This is a genomic window from Microbacterium sp. NPDC090003, from assembly GCF_044748385.1.
Lineage (GTDB): Bacteria > Actinomycetota > Actinomycetes > Actinomycetales > Microbacteriaceae > Microbacterium.
The window spans coordinates 1,421,826-1,439,718 of the sequence record NZ_JBIVFW010000001.1 but is presented as its reverse complement, the minus strand read 5'-3'; the positions used below and the strand labels follow the sequence as shown (position 1 = coordinate 1,439,718).

At 67.2% G+C, this 17,893-nt stretch carries 20 protein-coding genes and 1 pseudogene; 15 read left to right on the top strand and 6 right to left on the bottom strand.

Annotated features, from left to right (window positions below):
• Positions 1–410: 410 nt before the first annotated feature.
• The 13 genes and pseudogenes from ACIPVN_RS06985 (at position 411) to ACIPVN_RS06925 (ending at position 7,489) form a co-directional block, all read left to right on the top strand.
• Positions 411–677, top strand: coding sequence for a hypothetical protein (locus tag ACIPVN_RS06985; protein WP_400441282.1), 267 nt, complete (start codon positions 411–413; stop codon positions 675–677).
• Positions 677–964 (top strand): hypothetical protein, encoded by a 288-nt coding sequence (locus ACIPVN_RS06980; RefSeq protein ID WP_400441280.1) that lies wholly within the window; start codon positions 677–679, stop codon positions 962–964. The genes ACIPVN_RS06985 and ACIPVN_RS06980 overlap by 1 nt, the downstream gene beginning before the upstream one ends.
• Positions 965–999: 35 nt before the next feature.
• A complete protein-coding gene (locus tag ACIPVN_RS06975; RefSeq protein WP_400441277.1) occupies positions 1,000–2,664 on the top strand; it encodes an RHS repeat domain-containing protein in 1,665 nt (554 codons plus the stop codon).
• Between the two features lie 563 nt (positions 2,665–3,227).
• A pseudogene (locus ACIPVN_RS06970) lies at positions 3,228–3,407 on the top strand (DUF4265 domain-containing protein); the annotation flags it as partial.
• A 180-nt stretch (positions 3,408–3,587) separates the two neighbouring features.
• On the top strand, positions 3,588–4,166 hold the full coding sequence (locus ACIPVN_RS06965; RefSeq protein ID WP_400441274.1) for a hypothetical protein: 579 nt from the start codon (positions 3,588–3,590) through the stop codon (positions 4,164–4,166).
• A 682-nt stretch (positions 4,167–4,848) separates the two neighbouring features.
• On the top strand, positions 4,849–5,172 hold the full coding sequence (locus tag ACIPVN_RS06960) for a hypothetical protein (protein ID WP_400441271.1): 324 nt from the start codon (positions 4,849–4,851) through the stop codon (positions 5,170–5,172).
• 13 nt (positions 5,173–5,185) lie between these two features.
• Complete coding sequence (locus ACIPVN_RS06955) at positions 5,186–5,311, top strand: hypothetical protein (RefSeq protein WP_400441268.1); 126 nt, start codon at positions 5,186–5,188, stop codon at positions 5,309–5,311.
• A 2-nt stretch (positions 5,312–5,313) separates the two neighbouring features.
• On the top strand, positions 5,314–5,517 hold the full coding sequence (locus tag ACIPVN_RS06950; RefSeq protein WP_400441266.1) for a hypothetical protein: 204 nt from the start codon (positions 5,314–5,316) through the stop codon (positions 5,515–5,517).
• Between the two features lie 112 nt (positions 5,518–5,629).
• Positions 5,630–5,875: a hypothetical protein gene (locus ACIPVN_RS06945; RefSeq protein ID WP_400441263.1), complete on the top strand. Its 246-nt coding sequence runs from the start codon at positions 5,630–5,632 to the stop codon at positions 5,873–5,875.
• Between the two features lie 2 nt (positions 5,876–5,877).
• Positions 5,878–6,162 carry a hypothetical protein gene (locus ACIPVN_RS06940; protein WP_400441260.1) on the top strand — a complete coding sequence of 95 codons (285 nt, stop codon included), beginning with the start codon at positions 5,878–5,880 and terminating at the stop codon, positions 6,160–6,162.
• Between the two features lie 11 nt (positions 6,163–6,173).
• On the top strand, positions 6,174–6,413 hold the full coding sequence (locus tag ACIPVN_RS06935; RefSeq protein ID WP_400441258.1) for a hypothetical protein: 240 nt from the start codon (positions 6,174–6,176) through the stop codon (positions 6,411–6,413).
• An 11-nt stretch (positions 6,414–6,424) separates the two neighbouring features.
• Positions 6,425–6,811 (top strand): DUF6188 family protein, encoded by a 387-nt coding sequence (locus ACIPVN_RS06930; RefSeq protein WP_400441255.1) that lies wholly within the window; start codon positions 6,425–6,427, stop codon positions 6,809–6,811.
• Between the two features lie 264 nt (positions 6,812–7,075).
• Positions 7,076–7,489 (top strand): DUF4279 domain-containing protein, encoded by a 414-nt coding sequence (locus ACIPVN_RS06925; RefSeq protein ID WP_400441252.1) that lies wholly within the window; start codon positions 7,076–7,078, stop codon positions 7,487–7,489.
• A 48-nt stretch (positions 7,490–7,537) separates the two neighbouring features.
• On the opposite strand, the gene ACIPVN_RS06920 is transcribed toward ACIPVN_RS06925, so the two are convergent.
• Both ACIPVN_RS06920 and ACIPVN_RS06915 read right to left on the bottom strand, forming a co-directional pair.
• On the bottom strand, positions 7,538–8,002 hold the full coding sequence (locus ACIPVN_RS06920) for a hypothetical protein (protein ID WP_400441249.1): 465 nt from the start codon (positions 8,000–8,002) through the stop codon (positions 7,538–7,540).
• Positions 8,003–8,064: 62 nt separating this feature from the next.
• Positions 8,065–9,006, bottom strand: coding sequence for a LysR family transcriptional regulator (locus tag ACIPVN_RS06915; RefSeq protein WP_400441246.1), 942 nt, complete (start codon positions 9,004–9,006; stop codon positions 8,065–8,067).
• A gap of 71 nt (positions 9,007–9,077) precedes the next feature.
• Between ACIPVN_RS06915 and ACIPVN_RS06910 the strand changes: the two genes are divergently transcribed.
• Positions 9,078–10,808, top strand: a complete 1,731-nt coding sequence (locus ACIPVN_RS06910) for an L-aspartate oxidase (RefSeq protein WP_400441243.1) — start codon at positions 9,078–9,080, stop codon at positions 10,806–10,808.
• 138 nt (positions 10,809–10,946) lie between these two features.
• Here ACIPVN_RS06910 and ACIPVN_RS06905 read toward each other — a convergent pair whose 3' ends face one another.
• On the bottom strand, positions 10,947–11,222 hold the full coding sequence (locus tag ACIPVN_RS06905; protein ID WP_400441241.1) for a hypothetical protein: 276 nt from the start codon (positions 11,220–11,222) through the stop codon (positions 10,947–10,949).
• A 137-nt stretch (positions 11,223–11,359) separates the two neighbouring features.
• Between ACIPVN_RS06905 and ACIPVN_RS06900 the strand changes: the two genes are divergently transcribed.
• A complete protein-coding gene (locus tag ACIPVN_RS06900; RefSeq protein ID WP_400441238.1) occupies positions 11,360–12,856 on the top strand; it encodes an L-serine ammonia-lyase, iron-sulfur-dependent, subunit alpha in 1,497 nt (498 codons plus the stop codon).
• A gap of 33 nt (positions 12,857–12,889) precedes the next feature.
• Here ACIPVN_RS06900 and hrpB read toward each other — a convergent pair whose 3' ends face one another.
• The 3 genes from hrpB to ACIPVN_RS06885 form a co-directional block, all read right to left on the bottom strand.
• Positions 12,890–15,442, bottom strand: a complete 2,553-nt coding sequence (gene hrpB / locus ACIPVN_RS06895) for an ATP-dependent helicase HrpB (protein ID WP_400441235.1) — start codon at positions 15,440–15,442, stop codon at positions 12,890–12,892.
• 230 nt (positions 15,443–15,672) lie between these two features.
• Positions 15,673–17,280 (bottom strand): SPFH domain-containing protein, encoded by a 1,608-nt coding sequence (locus ACIPVN_RS06890; protein WP_400441232.1) that lies wholly within the window; start codon positions 17,278–17,280, stop codon positions 15,673–15,675.
• 112 nt (positions 17,281–17,392) lie between these two features.
• On the bottom strand, positions 17,393–17,821 hold the full coding sequence (locus tag ACIPVN_RS06885) for a MarR family winged helix-turn-helix transcriptional regulator (RefSeq protein ID WP_400441229.1): 429 nt from the start codon (positions 17,819–17,821) through the stop codon (positions 17,393–17,395).
• Between the last annotated feature and the right edge of the window lie 72 nt (positions 17,822–17,893).

Genomic DNA, 17,893 nt, shown 5'->3' with positions numbered 1-17,893 from the left:
TGCATCAAAGCCATCCGAAAGCGGCGTTGCTTGGCTTGGGGTGTTGCAAGTGGCTTTGGGGCTCGCCAGCCTGGCCGCGGCATGGCTCCCCTTTTGGCAGGATTCAACTCAAATTCATTCGCGATCCATCCGGCGACTCTTCGAAGATCTCGGCGAGGGCGGCGGAATCTTAGGAATTATTGTAACGCTCGTCGGCTTTGGGGGAGTAGTAGTTGCAGTCTGGCTTATTGCCGCGTTCCTGAGGTCCGCTCGAGCGAGCGAGCGAGATGACTTTCAACCATCGCCTTCTGACCTGCGGCGCGTCTACCTCGCGGCGACCTTTTTGATCTTGGGCGTCCTCGCTCTGTACTCAGGGTTCTTTTTCCTCCCTGGTGCTTGAGTCAGCGGGACTACCTGATCGAAGTATCAAAATGGGTACGGGGATAACTTTGCTTCTGCGCGGGGCAGGCGCGACGACCACTGTTTTCGGCATACCAATCGCGTTGCCGGCCATGCTTGTCGGTGCTGCGCAATTGGTAACAGGTTTCTACCGCACGATTCGCGGTGCCAGACAGATCACGGAGGCATCGGAGGAGCCGTTTGTGAATACGACCAAGGCGCAGTGGGCGCTCGACATTGTGCTTGGCATTGCTCCGGAGTTCAATGGTGGACTCGAAGATTTCCTGGGTGGTCTGTAATGAAGTTTTTTGAAGGCGTAGCCTGGTTTTTGATCTTGATCCTGCGCGGGCTGTTGCTTTGGTTTTTGCTACCGATTAGCGGCGTGGCTTGGGTGACCATCCACATCTGGGCTCAACACGCTTCGTTTGAGCAGACACGATCATGGTATGACCTGAATTTGACGGCGACGCTTGCGAGCGGCCTATTTCGTTTCATGATTTCTGCATCTCATCGGCCCTCGTTCATAAGCATTGGTCAGATGAATCAACTCATCCCGCACCGGATCTCTCTGGTCGACTTCGCCTGACGGTCGCAGTTCGCCGCCACGACACCACGCAATCAGTGGAGACGCTCTCCCACACCTTCACGTACGACAACCTGGGTCGCCTGACGCGTTCGGAGGCATCCGATGGTGAGACGAACACGTACGGGTACGACAAGGCGGGTAACCGCACGTCGTGGAACGTGAACGGTTCCGAGGCGGGCAGCAGCAAGCTGACGGCCGTGTTCAACGAGGCCGGTCAGTTGACGTCGACCACGACGACGGGTGCGAATGCGGGTTCTGCGTCGTACTCGTTCGATGGTGCGGGCAACCGGTCCGGTCAGACGGTGAACGGCACCGCGACGTCGTTCGGTCATGACCCGGCGGGGCGGTTGTTGTCGACGCAGACCGAGGGCCGGTCGACGTCGTACACGTACGACGGGTTGGATCGTCGCACGTCGGTGACGGGTGCCACGGCGTTCGGGTCGGATACGACGTCGACGACGTGGGACGGGCTCGAGCCTGTCGCGACGGATAGCGCCCAGCACGGCGTGACGGATCTGTTGCGGGATCCGACCGGTGAGGTCGTGTTCCAGACGGGTGCGTATGACGACGCCTGGGTGTTGGGTGATGCGCGCAACACGACGGCGACGGCGGATGCCGGTGGCCGGATCACCGATCTTGTGGACTACACGGACTTCGGTGCGGCCGGGTTCGAGTCCACCGGGTGGGCGTCCATCGTCGGTAACGACGGACAGCCGGGGGATGCGACGCTCGGGTTGGATCACTACTACGCCCGCGACTACGACACCACCACCGGGTCGTGGGTGCAGCCCGACGAATGGCGCGGCCTGTTGGTGCGGCCGCAGTCGTTGAACAGGTTCGCGTATGTCGAGAACTCGGCGGTGTCGTTCTCCGACTATCTCGGGTTCCTGCCGATCGGTGGCGGACTCAAGGGTGGCGTCGCGAAGGCGTATGCCAAGTACGCGGTGAAGAAGGGCGGCATCGCGGCGGCCATCGGTAAGCGGTTCGGACCGACGGCGCCGAAGCACTCCATGGGAACAAGCGGGGGTGGACGCCCGGCCACGCTGTCACGAGGTGGCGGATCGCCCTTGTCTGGTGTCAGCGTGCCGTCGTCGCGGTCGGGTCAGTTCGCTTCGATCGTCCATTTGGAAACGCCGTGTTCTTCGGCCTACTTCGATCGGCCCTGTAGCACCGCGCCGGGCTCGACGTGGGGTCCGGACGTCGACCCTCGAGTAGGTGGCATGATCCTCCTCGTCGGTGGCGCGATTCTCACAACCATCGCGGCCGCGTGCATCATTGCCTCGGTAGGCGCATGCGCAGCGCCAGTCGCGGTCATAGCCGTGGCTACTGGCAGTGGAACTCTGGCCGTCGCGGGAACGATTACCGTCGGAGGCATCGGTCTCGCCGCAGGAGTCGCAGGTGTCGCGGGTGGAACCGGGATCATGCTCAATGCCCCTCGTCCGACGGGCGGCGGCTCCAACGCGGGCGAGCCGAAGCCAGCTTCGCCGAATCAGCTAAATCAACAGATCAATAGGGGGCAAGCTCCGACCGGCATTCGACGCGTCGATACCGGTAAGGTGACGGGCGAGCAGCAGCACGTCCACTTCTCGAATGGAGCCGCGTTGAACATCGACGGTACCTGGAAGCACGGCGTGACGAATCTGACACGCGACCAGATCGCGTGGTTGCAACGAAACGGATGGGCGATCCCCCGTGGTTAGTGCGCAGCTTCAAGAATGGATCAACCACGCGACAGTCGAACTTGAACGGTCGCCTAGTTTCTTCATCAGTGCTCATACCGATGAGATCTGTGGTGGCCGGGTTCTCTCTCGAGTCGAGCTTCTGGATCTCTTTTCGACGGTGGCGCGAAGGCTTCCTTCGCTTCGCGCACGGCTAGCTTTGCCTTACGGGTATTCCTCCGGCGTCGACACCACGTTGCCGAACCTCGCAGAACCAGATGAAGGCACCTCTGACGAGCCTCCGTCGCTCTACTTGTTCGCCGAGGGCTTTTCTTCACTTGCGACTGATCGCGAGGAGTATCGCTGTCCCTACCCTTGGACGCCTTGGGGTGACTCGTATGCGGCGGAGTACGTTTGCTCGCGGTCGATCCAGGAGCGCCGCCTCGGCTGGGAGTTTTCGCGAACCGTATGGGTGCGCCGCACTGAGAGCAGGCAACGCGCCAACACGCGACACGACAGCGACCCGGCTTGACATGCTCCGGGGCTGATCTCCGACTCGAGCCCATCCTCGGCAACAGGACTGTGGAAGTAGCGAGGAGTGTTGCATTCCGTTCTTCACCTACGATCTGGCGCTCGGCGACATCGTGTCGACGGGCGCGGACGGCGCTGTCGGCGGGGTCGTGACAGCCTTTGGAAGGTATGTCTGCAGGGCCTTCTTCGATCGCGCTGCGATCCGCCACCGCGACGTCGTCGTGCGCGAGCTGCAGGATCTGGGTGCGTTGGTGGAATTGTCGTCGGTGTCTGATCGCCGTGGAAGCGGAAGGCCTCGTCCACGCACAGGCGATCGACGACTACCTCGTCGGGGTCAACGCGCGGTTCGGGGCGAACTACGAAACAGGCAAGAGCTAGGCGGCTTTTCTGCGGTTGCGCGTCGAGTTGAGCGAGCACCTCTGAGCGGATGGCGGATGTCGTTGGCGGACTCGCGTCATATCCCGTTCGCCCTCGTGTTGTCGGCCCTGGGCCTGCTGCTCCTGGTCTCGGGCGTCGGCACGATCGCCGGACGTCGGCGCATAGCGCGCAACATGCGTGCGGCGCGCATCTCAACCGGCTCGGCGGGAGGGATGACGTTTCTTGGCATCATCCAGGTGGGCCTGGGTGTGGCATGTCTTCTCGCAGCGTGGGTGCCGGCTGGAAGCGAATCTTCGGAGCATCACTCGCGATCGATCCAGCGATTCTTCGAGGGGCTCGACCGCTCCAGTGGGGTCGCAGGCGCCGCGGCGCTTCTTCTCGGCGTCATCGGAGTTGGAGCGGCGGTGTGGATTCTCGTCTCGTTCGTGCGATCAACTCGTGACAGAGACCAGAGTGATCCCGATTTGTCGCCTGATGATGTGCGTCAGGTGTATTTTGCAGCGGCAAGTTTGGTCGTCGGGGTGCTCGCCCTATTCTCCAGCGCCTTCTTTGTTCTCGGGTGGCTGAACACGATGGCATGCATCCACTGCGTCGAGTGCATCAATCTCTGTGAAGTGAAGGAAGGTCCGCGATGAGAGACAGTTGTGCTGTGCACGTGCCCGCCGAAGCGGCCAGGCGATGGTCATTGCAGCCGCTCGAGCAGGGGACGAGATCGCTCAACTCATGCGCGCTCGTCTCCAAGATCCCTTCAGCGCCGTGGTGCTCGCGCCGAGAGACCGAGACATCGCTTCTTCGAGAGGTTCGGATGGCGAACTGCTGGACGACAGATCGCGAGGCATCAGCCGCGGAGAGTCCGAGGCTGAGCTTAGCGGCTCCTTCGTCGGGAGCATGCGAGGCTCGTGGTCATCGAAGACGACCTCGCTCGCAGGCAGGACCCCTCGCTTCAGGAGTCTCGCCCCGCAGGATTCGAGGGGAGCCTCAGCTTTATCGACGATCGCGTAATCCATTGGTCCGAACTGCGTGCTGAGGCCGCTGCGATGGTCCGTCTGATGAGGTGGGGAGCATCCGCGTACCCTCTCAACGCGTTCGTGTGCGACGAGAACGTGCGCCCCTATCTCGGGTCGGCGGAGGAGATCTCCTCTCACGGAATCCATGAGATCGCGGACTCGGCGCAAATGATCATCCACTCCTTGTACGACGCGGAGCCCTTCCGCGTCATCTCCCTCGACCAGCGCACGAGCCACGGAGGCCCCAAGACATGCTCACCTACGACGAGCCTCGCATCGTCGCCCGTCTCTCCTTGATCACGGAGACACCGTGACGTACGAACTGCACGTGTCCGTCGCAACGCTTCGGGCGGCGGCATCCGTTTTGCTCGCGCATCTGGAGCAACTCGAGGGTGGCGAAGTGGCGCTTCGCGAGGACTACTTCTGGTCGATTCCCGACGAAGCTGTGTACGACGTGCGCAGCAAGCCGGACACGCTGACGATCGGGCAACTCAGCGAGAGTCTGGCGAACGTCGACTCGATCATCGCTGAGCCGGGCTCCGCTGTGTCATACGGCCTCGTGTGGCTGGGTGACATCCTTCGCGCGATCGGCCACCAGGTGGTCCGTTGGGAACTTTCCACCTCGCACTCATGAGGAGACCCGCATCGTGACCAATAACTCCAAACGGCGAGCCCTCATGAAGTTCTTCGAGAACATCGCCCTCCTGCTGATCCTCCTCATCCGCGGTCTTGTGCTGTGGGTGCTGATTCCTTTCGGGTTGTGGCGTGGTTAGTCGTGCACGTCTGGGCGCAGGATGCTTCGCTCCGGCAGACGCTCGCCTGGTATGACTGCGCGGTGTTCGCGCTGCTGATGAACGGGCCCTTCCGGCTCGTGATCCCGCCCGAGCGGCGCCTGCCTTTCATGGGGATCTCGCGCATGGGGAAGATCGAGGCGCATCGGGTTCGCCTCTCGGATCTGGTCGACTTCAGTACGGGGTAATTGCGCGGAGTCGCGTCATAAACCGCCCGTTCGATCGTCTACCAATCGGGGGATCGTGCAGTTACGCGCGACCGGATGCTGCTCGAACGCCACGGGCAATCGGAGGAACTGAGTGACGATCGAGAACTACATCGTGATTGCCATCGGGCTGGTCGCCGTCATCTGCGGGCCGTTGACGGTGCGCCATAGTGTCAAGGTCTTCACGTTTTTCGCGGATGCCCAGCGTGCTCTCGGCGGACCGATCGGGCGTGCCACGGCGAACGCGTCGAGCCCGTTCTGGGTCGGATTCTGTGGCGTGTGGCTGACGATCATCGGCCTCGTGGGCATCGGCATCGGAATCTTCGGACGAGAGCTCTAGTTGTGAATGCACTCACCGTCCTCTCCTCGTTTCTCTCGGTGTTCGCGGGCATCAGCGGCGCGATCATCCTCTTGTTCCGCGGGCGCGTGCTGAAGCTCGTTCGCGCCCGCTACGAGGCCGTGTTCCGCAAAGACGAGTTGTCCGAGGCGGAGATCGCCCGTCGACTTCCGAGGATGTGGCTCGTGGTGTTCATCGGCGTGGGATTGCTCGTCGTCGCGGCGTTCGCAGCGACGGCCGTGTGGGCGAGCGTTACGCAGTGCGCAGGAATCGAATGTCTGTCACGTTGATCGGAGTGTGAGTGAGCGCAGGCAGACGCCACACGTATCGATGGCTGAACTTCCTTCTCTTCGTCGCGGGCATCGCGTTGTTGGCGCTGTCGGTGTGGTTGGACGTTCGAGACGGAGTTCCTTCGATGAAGAAAGGCGACCAACCGTTCGAGGTCGTCCTCACAGGAGCACTCGGCATCGCGGCACTGGGCAACGGGTTGTACAGATTCTGGAAGAGCTTCAAGAACGATGACCAAGATCCGAAAGGCTGAGTGCGAGAAGGGTGGCGGTTTTGGAGATCGATCTTCGCGCACGTCGAATCGATGACGTACGCACAGAACACGACGTGACCCTTGTCCTGTCTGGGGGAGCCGTCGTCCGCATCGAATGCCCATTCGATCTCACGGAGTCACCCGTTACGTCGACAACGATTGATCCCGAGAACCTCGGCGCCGATCGACAGTTCGAGTTGACTCTCCGTGGGAAGGTGATCGACGCAGCGACCGCTGACGAGGAGTCGGGATCGCTCTCGATCGGTTTCCTCGGCGGGTTGGCTTTAACAGTCCCGTCAGATTCGCGCTTCGAGGCCTGGGCAGCGCGCTGGGAGGACGGATCCATGGTCATCGCCCTACCTGGCGGTGGGCTGAGTTCCTGGGGTGCGCGGCGGTGAGGAGGCGCCTCGGCGTCAAGTTCGTCGGTTCTTGAGGCTAGCGAAGGGTCCGACCCCACGCAGACGGGAGAGACCAGAGACCGCTCGACCGCCAACTCGGGCAATGCCCCAGCGATATATCTCTCAAACTCGCGTGATGTTCGACCGATTGTGGCGTCTCCTCTGTGACGGGCGCACCCGAGCGCCCCGACGATGAGAAGGAAGCCACATGGCCGAGCCGAAGAACCTCCACCACAGTCGCTCCGCGACGGGCGACGATTCCGGATGCCGCGCATGACCCGGTCGGCGCTCGCGTCACTCGTCGTGCTTTCCACGGAGACGTCGCCCGAGGCGATCACGCAGACGCTCGGAGTCGCGCCGACCAACGTCGTTCCTCAGGGCTCCGTCCTGCGCTCTGGGCAGACGCAGGAGTTCCACGTGTGGAGCGTCGACTCCGGCCGGCTGCCCGACGCCCCGGGCGACCGCACCGGCACCGCCGCCCTGCGATGGTTGCTGGATTGCTGCCGCGCGGCCACCGGCAAGGTCGCGGATCTCCCCACGGACTGCGAGGCACGCATATGGTGGTCATCCGGATCCGACTCGCCCGACGACTTCGTGGTGCCCGAGGAGCTCGCCGCCGACGTCGAGGCTCTGGGCGTCGACATCCACACGGCGTCGTCTCTCGACGAGCGCGCGTGATCGCGAAGCGGCGTCAGGGGTGAGCGGAGAGCCCCATCGTCGTAAGGGTCAGTCGTCGGCCGCCACGATGACGCTGACGATGTCGCGTTCGCGATCGATCACGACGAACTCAAGGTAGCCGCCGCGGCCCAGAACCATCCCATACTCGTGCTCGTGCTCGTCATCAGGGTTCGACAGCGCGTAAACGACGCCGGATCGAAGCACGTCGAACGCCTTCTCGAGCCGCTCGAAGACCTCCGGCGGTTGGCGGTAATCAGGAACGCTCCATTCCTGATCGTCGGCCCACGTGCGGATGCGTTCGATGGCCGTGTCCTGTGAGACGGGAAGAAAACCGTCGACCGTGATGGCCGTCAACCACCATCTTCCGTGCACCGAGAACTGGCTGATGGAGTCCGGCGTCAGTTCCGGAGGCGTGATGTAGTCGTCGGCGAACTTGGGGCTGGCGATCAACGCGGCGAGGGTTGTCCGATCGTCAGCCGCGGGTGCGGCGAACTGAGTGATCGCGACCCACATGAACGTTCCGAGGTCGAGGTGGATGAGCTCGTGCCCTACGACAGGGAGCGCGCGCATGTCGCTCACCCCTCCACCAGGCTCGTGATCGCCGGGTCCCTTCGCGCGACCTCGACCGCGGTCGCGACGATCACCGTGCGCATCGCCGACACCGCGATCGCCGGAGTGACGTCCGACCGGTGGGCGAGACTCACGGTGCGGGTCATCATGGGGTGCGACAGCCGCATCGAGCGCAGCTCGGGCCGGTCGAGCAGCACCATGGCGGGAACCACCGCGACGCCGAGGCCCCGCTCGACGAAGCGCAGCACGGCGTCCATCTCGGCGCCGGCGAGCACGGGCACGGGTTCGAGGCCCTCGCTGCGGAACGCGGCATCCGTCGTCGCGCGCAGTTCGTAGGTCTCGTCGAACACGATGAGCGGCAGGGTCGCGAGTTCGTCGAGCCCGATGGCGGATGCCGTCGACACGGGCGGCTGCGCCGCCGACGACACGACGACGAGCTCTTCGGCGAGCAGCGGCATCCGCGTCAGGCTGACGCCCGCGGGCGGCGGCCCGGCCGATTCGGTGATGAGCGCCATGTCGACCGCGCCGACGGCGACCTGCTCGACGAGCGCGCGCGATCCGGCCTCGGCGAGCTGCAGCTCGACGCCGGGGTGGGCGACGTGGAACGCCGCGAGCGCCTCGGCGACGAGGCTCATGCAGAGGGTGGGCGGCGCACCGAGGCGCACACGACCGCGACGGATGCCGGCGAGCTCGCCCATTTCCTCCTTAATGGCCTCGGCCTCGGCGAGCATGCGCTGCGCGCGGGGGAGCAGCGTCTCGCCGGCGGTGGTCAGGGCGATGTGGCCGCGGGCGCGGTGGAAGAGTTCGGCGCCGAGCTCGCGTTCGAGCGTCGAGATCTGACGGCTCAGCGACGGCTGTGCGAGATGCAGGTGCTCCGACGCTCGGGTGAAGTGGCCGAGGCGGGCGACCTCGACGAACCCGCGGAGTTGCTCGAGGTTCATGCTCATAGCGTACCTACATGGTTCGAAGAGAAACTATGCATTGGAGTTATTAGGATGACCTAACTAGCGTCGATGGCATGAGTACTCGCGAACGTCAGATCTCTACCACGATCCTCGTCATCGGCACCGGCGGATCCGGGTTGCGCGCGGCGATCGAGGTCGCCGAACGCGGCATCGACGTGCTCGCCGTCGGCAAACGCCCGAGGCAGGACGCCCACACCTCGCTCGCCGCCGGCGGCATCAATGCCGCCCTCGGCACCATGGACTCCGACGACACCTGGCAGCAGCACGCCGCCGACACCATCAAGGAGAGCTACCTGCTCGCCAACCCCCACACGGTCGAGATCGTCACGCAGGGCGCCGAACGCGGCATCCGCGACCTCGAACGCTGGGGTATGGACTTCGCCCGAGAAGACGACGGACGCATCTCGCAGCGCTTCTTCGGTGCGCACACCTTCCGCCGCACCGCCTTCTCGGGCGACTACACCGGCCTCGAGATCCAGCGCACGCTCGTGCGCAAGGCCGAGCAGCTCGAGGTGCCCATCCTCGACAACGTCTACATCACCCGCCTGCTCGTGCGCGACAACGTCGTCTTCGGCGCCTACGGCTTCGACCAGGCCGACGGCACGCGCTACCTGATCCACGCGGATGCCGTCATCCTCGCCGCCGGTGGCCACAACCGCATCTGGCGCCGCACCTCCTCGCGCCGCGACGAAAACACGGGCGACTCCTTCCGCCTCGCGGTCGACGCCGGCGCCCGCCTGCGCGACCCCGAGCTCGTGCAGTTCCACCCGTCCGGCATCATCGAGCCCGAGAACGCCGCCGGTACCCTCATCTCCGAGGCGGCTCGCGGAGAAGGCGGAATCCTGCGCAACGCTCTCGGCGAGCGCTTCATGTCGAAGTACGACCCCGAGCGCATGGAGCTGTCGACCCGCGACCGCGTCGCGCTCGCCGCGTACACCGAGATCAAAGAGGGGCGCGGCACCGAGAACGGCGGCGTCTGGCTCGACGTCTCGCACCTGCCGCGCGAGACGATCATGACCCGCCTGCCCCGCGTCTATCAGACGATGATGGAGCTGCAGATGCTCGACATCACCACCGACCCGATCGAGATCGCGCCCACCGCGCACTACTCGATGGGCGGCGTGTGGGTGCGGCCGGAAGACCACCAGACCGACGTCGACGGGCTGTACGCGATCGGCGAGGCCTCCAGCGGACTCCACGGCGCCAACCGTCTCGGCGGCAACTCGCTCATCGAACTGCTCGTCTACGGACGCATCGTCGGCCAGGCCGCGATGGAGCACGCGGCCGGTCTCGACGCCCAGAAGCGGTCGGCGGATGCCGTCGCCCACGCACGAGCCGAGATCGACGACCTGCTCTCCGCCGACGGACGGGAGAACGTGCGCGCCCTGCAGCGCGCGATCCGCAACACCATGACCGAGCACGCCGGCGTCGTGCGCTCGGAAGAGGGCCTGCGCCAGGGCCTCGCCGAACTCGACCTCATCGAGGGGCGTATGGAGGACATCGGCATCCACCCCGATATCGCCGGGTTCCAGGACCTCGCCCACGCCTTCGACCTCAAGGCGTCGGCGCTCGCCGCCCGCGCCACGATGGAAGCCGCGCTCGAGCGCCGGGAGACCCGCGGGTGCCACAACCGCAGCGACTTCCCCGATACCGACCCGACCCTGCAGGTGAACCTCGTCTGGTCGCCCCGCGACGGCGTGACGCGTGAGGCGATCCCCGAGATTCCCGAGGAGATCGCCGAGCTGATGCGCGAGGTCGACACGGCCGGGAAGCTCGTCGAGTAGGGCGGGGCTTCTGCGGGGCGGGGCGCTTCGACAGGCTCAGCGACCCAGTTTCGGTCCGTGACCAGGGCGCTTCGACAGGCTCAGCGGCCCAGTCTCTGTGGGTCCCTGAGCTTGTCGAAGGGTCCCCGCCGGAGAACCTCAGTCCTCGGTGTCGACGACCCCGATGCCGACCGCCTCATGGTCGGGTTCGGGCTCGTCGCGCTTCGGGGCCTTGGGCTCTTCGCCGGGATCCTTCTCGGTGCTCGGCTCTTCGAGCTGATCGGTGCTCGGCACCTCGCTCGGGTCGGCGTCTTCGGGCGATTCGGCCGCGTCCGGCGTGGTGACCTCGCCCTCGGCATCCGACGCCGGCGTCGGCGTCGGCGCCTGCGCTTCGGCGGAGAGGTCGTCGGTGGGTTCGGGGGTGCTGTTCGTCATGATCGTCCCTTTCGGCGTCATCGGATTCGGCGTTGTCGATCAGGATGCCGTCTTCGGTGCCCGGCTCGAAGGGGCTTGACGAGCGGACGGGTTAACGCAGGTGAACCGACGTCGACGAACCGGCGTAGCCTGGAGGGGTGACAGCGTACGTCTCGGCCTTCGACCTCTTCTCCATCGGAGTGGGGCCCTCGAGCTCCCACACGGTCGGACCGATGCGGGCGGCTCTCGACTTCGCGCAGCGGCTCGTCACGACGGGCTCGCTCGACCGTGCCTCGCGCGTCGGGTGCACGCTTTTCGGCTCACTCGGAGCGACCGGCATCGGCCACGGAACCCCGGATGCCGTCGTCGCCGGCCTCCGCGGACTCTCACCCGAGACCTGCGACCCCGCCGCCGTGCGCTCGGCCTGGAGCGACTATCCCGCGGGCGAGCCCCTCATCGTCGCCGGCACGCACGGGGTGGCGTTCGCGAAGGACGACATCGTGTTCGCCCCGCGCACGCGCCTGCCCGGGCATCCGAACGCCATGACGCTCACGGCGTGGGCGAGCGACGGTGAGGCGGTGGCGGAAGAGACCTACTACTCCGTCGGCGGCGGATTCATTCGTCGTGAGGGCGCAGAGGTGGCGGTGTCGACCGGCGCCTTCCCCTATTCCTACGCGGATGCCGCGTCGCTGCTCGCGCTCTGCGACGAGCACGCGCTCTCGATCGCCGAGGTCGCGCGACTCAATGAGACCTCGATGCGCAGCGAAGAAGAGGTCGCCGCGGGGCTCGACGCGATCTGGGATGCGATGGCCGGATGTGTCGACGCCGGTCTGCATGCCGATGGTGTGCTGCCCGGCATCCTGAAAGTGAAGCGGCGCGCCGGGGTCATCCGCGGGCAGCTCGATGCCTCGGAGGCCGACGGGCACCGCGAACTCCCGGGCGAATGGCTCGGCGCCTTCGCGCTCGCGGTGAACGAGGAGAACGCCGCGGGCGGGCGCGTGGTCACGGCCCCGACGAACGGCGCCGCCGGCATCCTGCCCGCGGTCGCCATGTACTGGTGGCGGTTTCTCGCCGATTCCGGTCTCGGGGCGGGCAACGCCGTCACCCCGTACGGGGAGCTGGTGGGCAGCGCACTGCTGGGATTCGAATCGGATGCTCGGGCGCTCGCCGCCTCCGACACGCTCGACGAGGAGCAGACCGCGGAGGCGAACCGCCGCCGCGGCATCCGTCGCTTCCTGCTGACCGCCACGGCGCTCGGGTCTCTCTTCAAGGCCAACGCGTCGATCTCGGGCGCCGAGGGCGGGTGCCAGGCCGAGGTCGGATCAGCCTGTGCGATGGCGGCCGGCGGACTCACCGCCGTGATGGGCGGCACCAACCGTCAGATCGAGAACGCCGCCGAGATCGCCATGGAGCACCACCTCGGACTCACGTGCGACCCGATCGGGGGCCTCGTGCAGATCCCCTGCATCGAGCGCAACGCGATCGCCGCCTCGACCGCCGTCACCGCGGCCCGACTGGCCCTGCGCGGCGACGGCAGCCACTACGTCTCGCTCGACGCGGTCGTTGAGACCATGCGTCAGACCGGACTCGACATGTCGACCAAGTACAAGGAGACCAGCGAGGGCGGCCTCGCGGTCAACGTCATCGAGTGCTGAGGGTCTTCCCTTGGCCTCCGAAGCGTGGAAATCTCAGCGCGCGGCGCGGTTCTTGGTGTGCCGGGTCGGGGCGGCCGCCCAGGGGTCCTCGGGCCACGGATGCTTCGGATAACGGCCGCGCATCTCGGCGCGCACCTGGGCGTAGGGCCCCGACCAGAACGAGGTGAGGTCGTCGGTGACGGCGAGCGGACGCCCGGCGGGGGAGAGCAGGTGGAAGAGCACCGGCACGCGCCCGTCGGCGAGCCGGGGAGTCTCTGCCCAGCCGAAGCACTCCTGCAGCTTCACGGCGACGACCGGCCGGGCGTCCTCGTCATCGGGCGCCGGGTACACGATGCGGACGCGGGATCCGCTCGGCACCTCGAGCCGCTCGGGTGCGAGCTCACCGAAACGCACCGCCTCGGGCCACGGGAGCAGCCGCCGGAGCGCGGAGGTGAGGTCGAGCCTCGCTGCGGGGGTGCCGCCGGCCAGAGAGTCGAGCTCGGGTGCGATCCAGGAATCGAGCGCGGCGAGGAGTCCGGCATCCGAGACGTCCGGCCACGGTGGGCCCAGTTCGCGGTGCAGCAGCGCCAGCCGGCTCCGCAGTTCGACGGCGGATGCCGACCAGGTGAACATGCTCAGCCCCTCGCGCTGGAGCGTGCGGCGCACGGCATCCCTGCCCTCGTCGACCGATGCGCGCACCGGTGCCGAGGAACGCAGGATCGCGCCCACCCGCCGCTCGCGACGCGCCTGGATGCGGCCGCCGACGAACTCCGCCTCGACGCGATCGGTGAGCAGATGGCTCGCCGCCCACTCCATCTGATCTTCGCTGAGGATCGCCGCCGAACGTACGACCGCCCCCGAACCGGCTGCCGCGCGCCCGGACGCACGCGTGACGTCGGCGATCGCCAACCACTCGACCGCCGCGAGGGATCCGCTCACGCCGGCGCGGGTACCCGAGGCCAGCAGGAACGTCGCCCCGTTCGCCGTGCGGTCGACGCGGCGGGCGATCCGCTCGGGGAACGCTAAGGCGATCACCAGGCCGACGCCGTCGAGATCGGAGCGCACGGCGGGCGCGGACGTGGTCATGCGCTCGAGGCGATCCGCATCGCTGCGCCACCGACGCGCCTCCGGGGTTCGCCCGCCGCGCAGGGTGATGAGGGCTTGCGCGACGTCGGAGTCGGCCGTGCGCACGTCGCCGCCCAGGAGCGCCACGACCTCGGCGGCGAGGCGCGAACCCACCACCGGGCTTCCGTCGCGCAGAGCGCGGGCGAGGCGCGGATCGGTCGGGATGCGCGCCAGGGCGCGGCCCTCCGGCGTCGCGCGGCCCTGATCGTCGATCGCGCCCAAGCCACGTAGCACCGAGAGGGCGTCGGACAGACTCTCGGCGGGGAACGGGTCGATCAGCCGCAGACCTTCGCCCTCCGGTGCGCCCCAACAGGCGAGCAGCAGAGCCGCGTCGGCGAGGTCGGTCGAGGCGATCTCGGGCGACGGGCGCGCGGGCGCCGTGGCGTAGGTGCGTTCGTCGACGCAGCGCACCACGGTGCCCGCCCCCTGGCGGGTCGCGCGACCGGCGCGCTGCACGCTCGATGACCGGGAGGCGACGGTGGTCACGAGTCCCGTCATCCCGCGCCCGGCGTCGCGTTGCGGGGTCCGTGCCAGGCAGGTGTCCACCACGAGCCGCACCCCCGGCACGGTCAGGGAGGACTCCGCGAGCGAGGTCGTCACGATGATGCGGGGGCGTTCATCGGGGCGGCGGCCGCGGATCACGGCATCCTGCTCGGCGGCAGGCATCCGGCCGTGCAGCTCTCGCACATCGAACACGTCGGTCGCATCACGGATGCGGCGGGCGACCTCCGACACCTCGCGCGCGCCCGGCGCGAAGACCAGTGCATCGGCCGCAGGGTCGTCGCGGTGCAGATCGAGAGCAGCGGATGCCGCGGTGCGCGCGACGTGATCGAGGAACGCCCACGTCACTCCGCGTTCGTCGAGGCGAGGCGCGGGGCTCGGGGCCCAGCGCTCGGTGAGCGGGAAGGCGGGGACCTCATGATCGACGATCGGCGCGGGGAGGTCGTCCGTGCCGATCACGGTGGCGATTCGACCGGCGTCGAGAGTCGCCGACATCGCGATGAGCACGAGGTCGTCGCGCAGTTCACGCACCTCCGAGAGCAGGCCGATCAGCAGGTCGGTCTCGAGCGCGCGCTCGTGCACCTCGTCGATGATCACGGCATCCACCCCCGCGAGCCCCGGGTCGTCGAGCAGACGCCGCAGCAGCACACCCGCCGTGACGAATTCGATCCGGGTATCGCGCGTGACCGAGCGCTCGCCGCGGACGGTGAAGCCGACGCGCGTGCCGACCGGCGACCCGTCGAGCTGGGCGAGGCGTCGGGCGGCGGCCCGGGCGGCGACGCGGCGCGGCTGGGTGACGATGACGCGGCCCGTGGAGCGTGTGGCGAGCAGCGGGGGTACGAGCGTGGTCTTGCCCGTGCCAGGAGGGGCGCTCACGACCACGGACGTGCTCGCGTCGAGTGCCGCCTGCAGGTCATCGACGGCGGAGGCGAACGAGAGCCCGGCGCCGATCGTGGTGAGGTCGAACGCGGCGGGGGTCATGCTTCCAGTCTGCCCCGCGAGCGCGGTGGCTTCGTCGACGCGCTGCGGCAGCGGTGTACCCAACTCAGGAAGAACGGTCGAGATCGGGCTGGATCGGGGTCGAAACGGGAGAAGTGGCAGCGGTTCTCCTGAGTTGGGTACGGCTACCCGGCGAGACCGGTATCTGGGCCGGGGGGAACGACGGATGCCGCGACCGAATCGGCCGCGGCATCCGCTGGGTCCTGCTGTGACTACTCCGCGTCGTCGGCGGGCGGCGGGGGAGTCGTCGGGTTCGGCACCCGCTGCGTCGGCGCGGCGGGAGCGGGAGCGGCGGCGGATGCTTCGGCCACACCGGCACCGAAACCGCGGCCGACCGCCTGGCCCTGGATGATGCCGGCGAGGTCGAGACCGGTCGCCGACTGCACGCTGTCGAACACCGAGCGCAGTGCCTTCGCGCTGTCGGCGCCGACGACGTGCGAGGCGCCGTCCTCGCCCGAGCCGCCGATGATCGACACGTTGCCGATGGCGGAGTAGCCCTTCGCGAACTCGGCCATGATCGACGGCAGTACGTCGAGCACGCGCTGCGAGAGGAAGGCGTCCTGGTTGGAGGCGATGGCCTTCGCCTCGGCCTCGACGGCCGCGGCCCGGGCTTCACCCTCGGCGCGGATCGCGTCGGCTTCGGCGATGGCGCGCAGGCGACGGGCCTCGGCCTCGGCCTCCGCCTTCGAGCGCAGCGCCTCGGCCTCACCGTTCGCACTGGCGACCGCGGCTGCGGCCTCACCGTCGGCGCGGGCCTTGTCGGCCTGCGCCTGCTGCTCGGCGATGCGGGTGCGGGCCTCGGCCTGCTTGACCTGCTCGATCGCGGCGGCCTCGGCGGCACGCTCACGCGTGTAGAGCTCGGCCTGGGCGCGGGTCTCGGCCTCGTATCGCTGCGCGTCGGCGACGCGCTTGACGTCGGCGTCGAGCTGGGCCTGCTTGTTCTCGGCCTGCTGCTGCAGAACGGCCTGCTGGGCCTGCTCGCGGGCGAGGTTCTCGGCCTGCTCCGCTTCGGCGCGCGCACGGCCGATGCCGGCGTTCGCGTTGGCGGTATTGGTGTCGAGGGCGGTCTGCTCGACCAGGTTGGCTTCCTGGTTGGCGATGAACTTCTGGTTGATCGCACGGTCGGCGTTCGTCTGCGAGATCTCGGCCGACTGGCGCTTCGCCTGGATCTCGGGAGCACCCAGCGACTGGATGTAGCCGACCTTGTCGGTGATGCCCTTGATCTGGAACGAGTCGAGGATCAGGCCCTGCTCGGCGAGCTCCTGCGAGACGTCGGCGGCGATCTGGTCGGAGAACTTCTTGCGCTCGCGCATGAGCTCGACGACAGAGAGCGTCGCGACGATGCCACGCAGCGCACCCTCGAGCTGCTCGGTGGTGAACTGCTCGATCGCCTTGTCCTGCGAGGCGAAACGCTCGGCGGCGCGACGCACGAGGATGGGGTCGGAGCCGATCTTGACGATCGCGACGCCGTCGACGTTGAGCGTGACGCTGTCGAGCGACTGCGCTTCGGCGTTCAGCGAGACCTGGCGCGAGCGCAGCGAGATGATCTCGTGGCGCTGCGTGATCGGGTTGACGAGCGACTTGCCGTTCACGATGACCGTGACGGGCGACTCCGACATCTCGGGCCGGCTGGTGCCGTCGGCGCCGACGACGGCGCGTTGCACCTTCTGCTTGCGTCCCGAGATGACCAATGCCTCGTCGGCACGGGCGACCTTGATCCAGCTGCGCGCGAACAGCAGCAGGATGAGCAGGACGACGACGACCGCGACGACCGCGATGCCGACGATGACGAGGATGCCGACGATTCCGGCGAGCTCCATGGGTGACCTCCCTGATCCCCCGAAGGGGAAGTCTGCGGCCCCGCGGCGTGCGGGGCTCAGCTCCCACCCTGCCAGATCACAGGAACGGATGCCGAGGGGAGAACTCCCCGCGTCAGGAGCGGCGCAGCTTGTCGGAGAGTTCGCGGAGCGTGCGCAGTTCGTCGTCGTCGAGGGCCGACATGCGTTCGGCGATGGATCGACCGTGCACGGTGGCGACCGCGCGGAACGCGCGCGCACCGGCATCCGTCGCGGTGATGAGCGACCCGCGGCCGTCGTCGGGGTCGGCGCACTTGGTGACCAGGCCGTTCGTGACCATGCGGTCGACGAGGCGAGAGACGCTCGGCTGACTGATCAGCATGTTCGCGGTGATGTCGCGCAGCCGCGCGGTCATGTCGGGGGAGCGGGTGACCGTCAGCATGACGTCGTACTCGGCCTGACTGATGTCGGTGCCCTCGAAGTCGGCGAGCATGTCGTGGAAGACCTCGTGCTGAGCGCGGAACAGGCTCTCCCAGGCGGCGAGGGCGAGCTTGCGATCGGTCATCCCTACAGGATACCGGCCCGACGGGCAGCAGTAAGGGCCGATCGGAGAGGCTCCCGACCGGCCCTTGTCCCT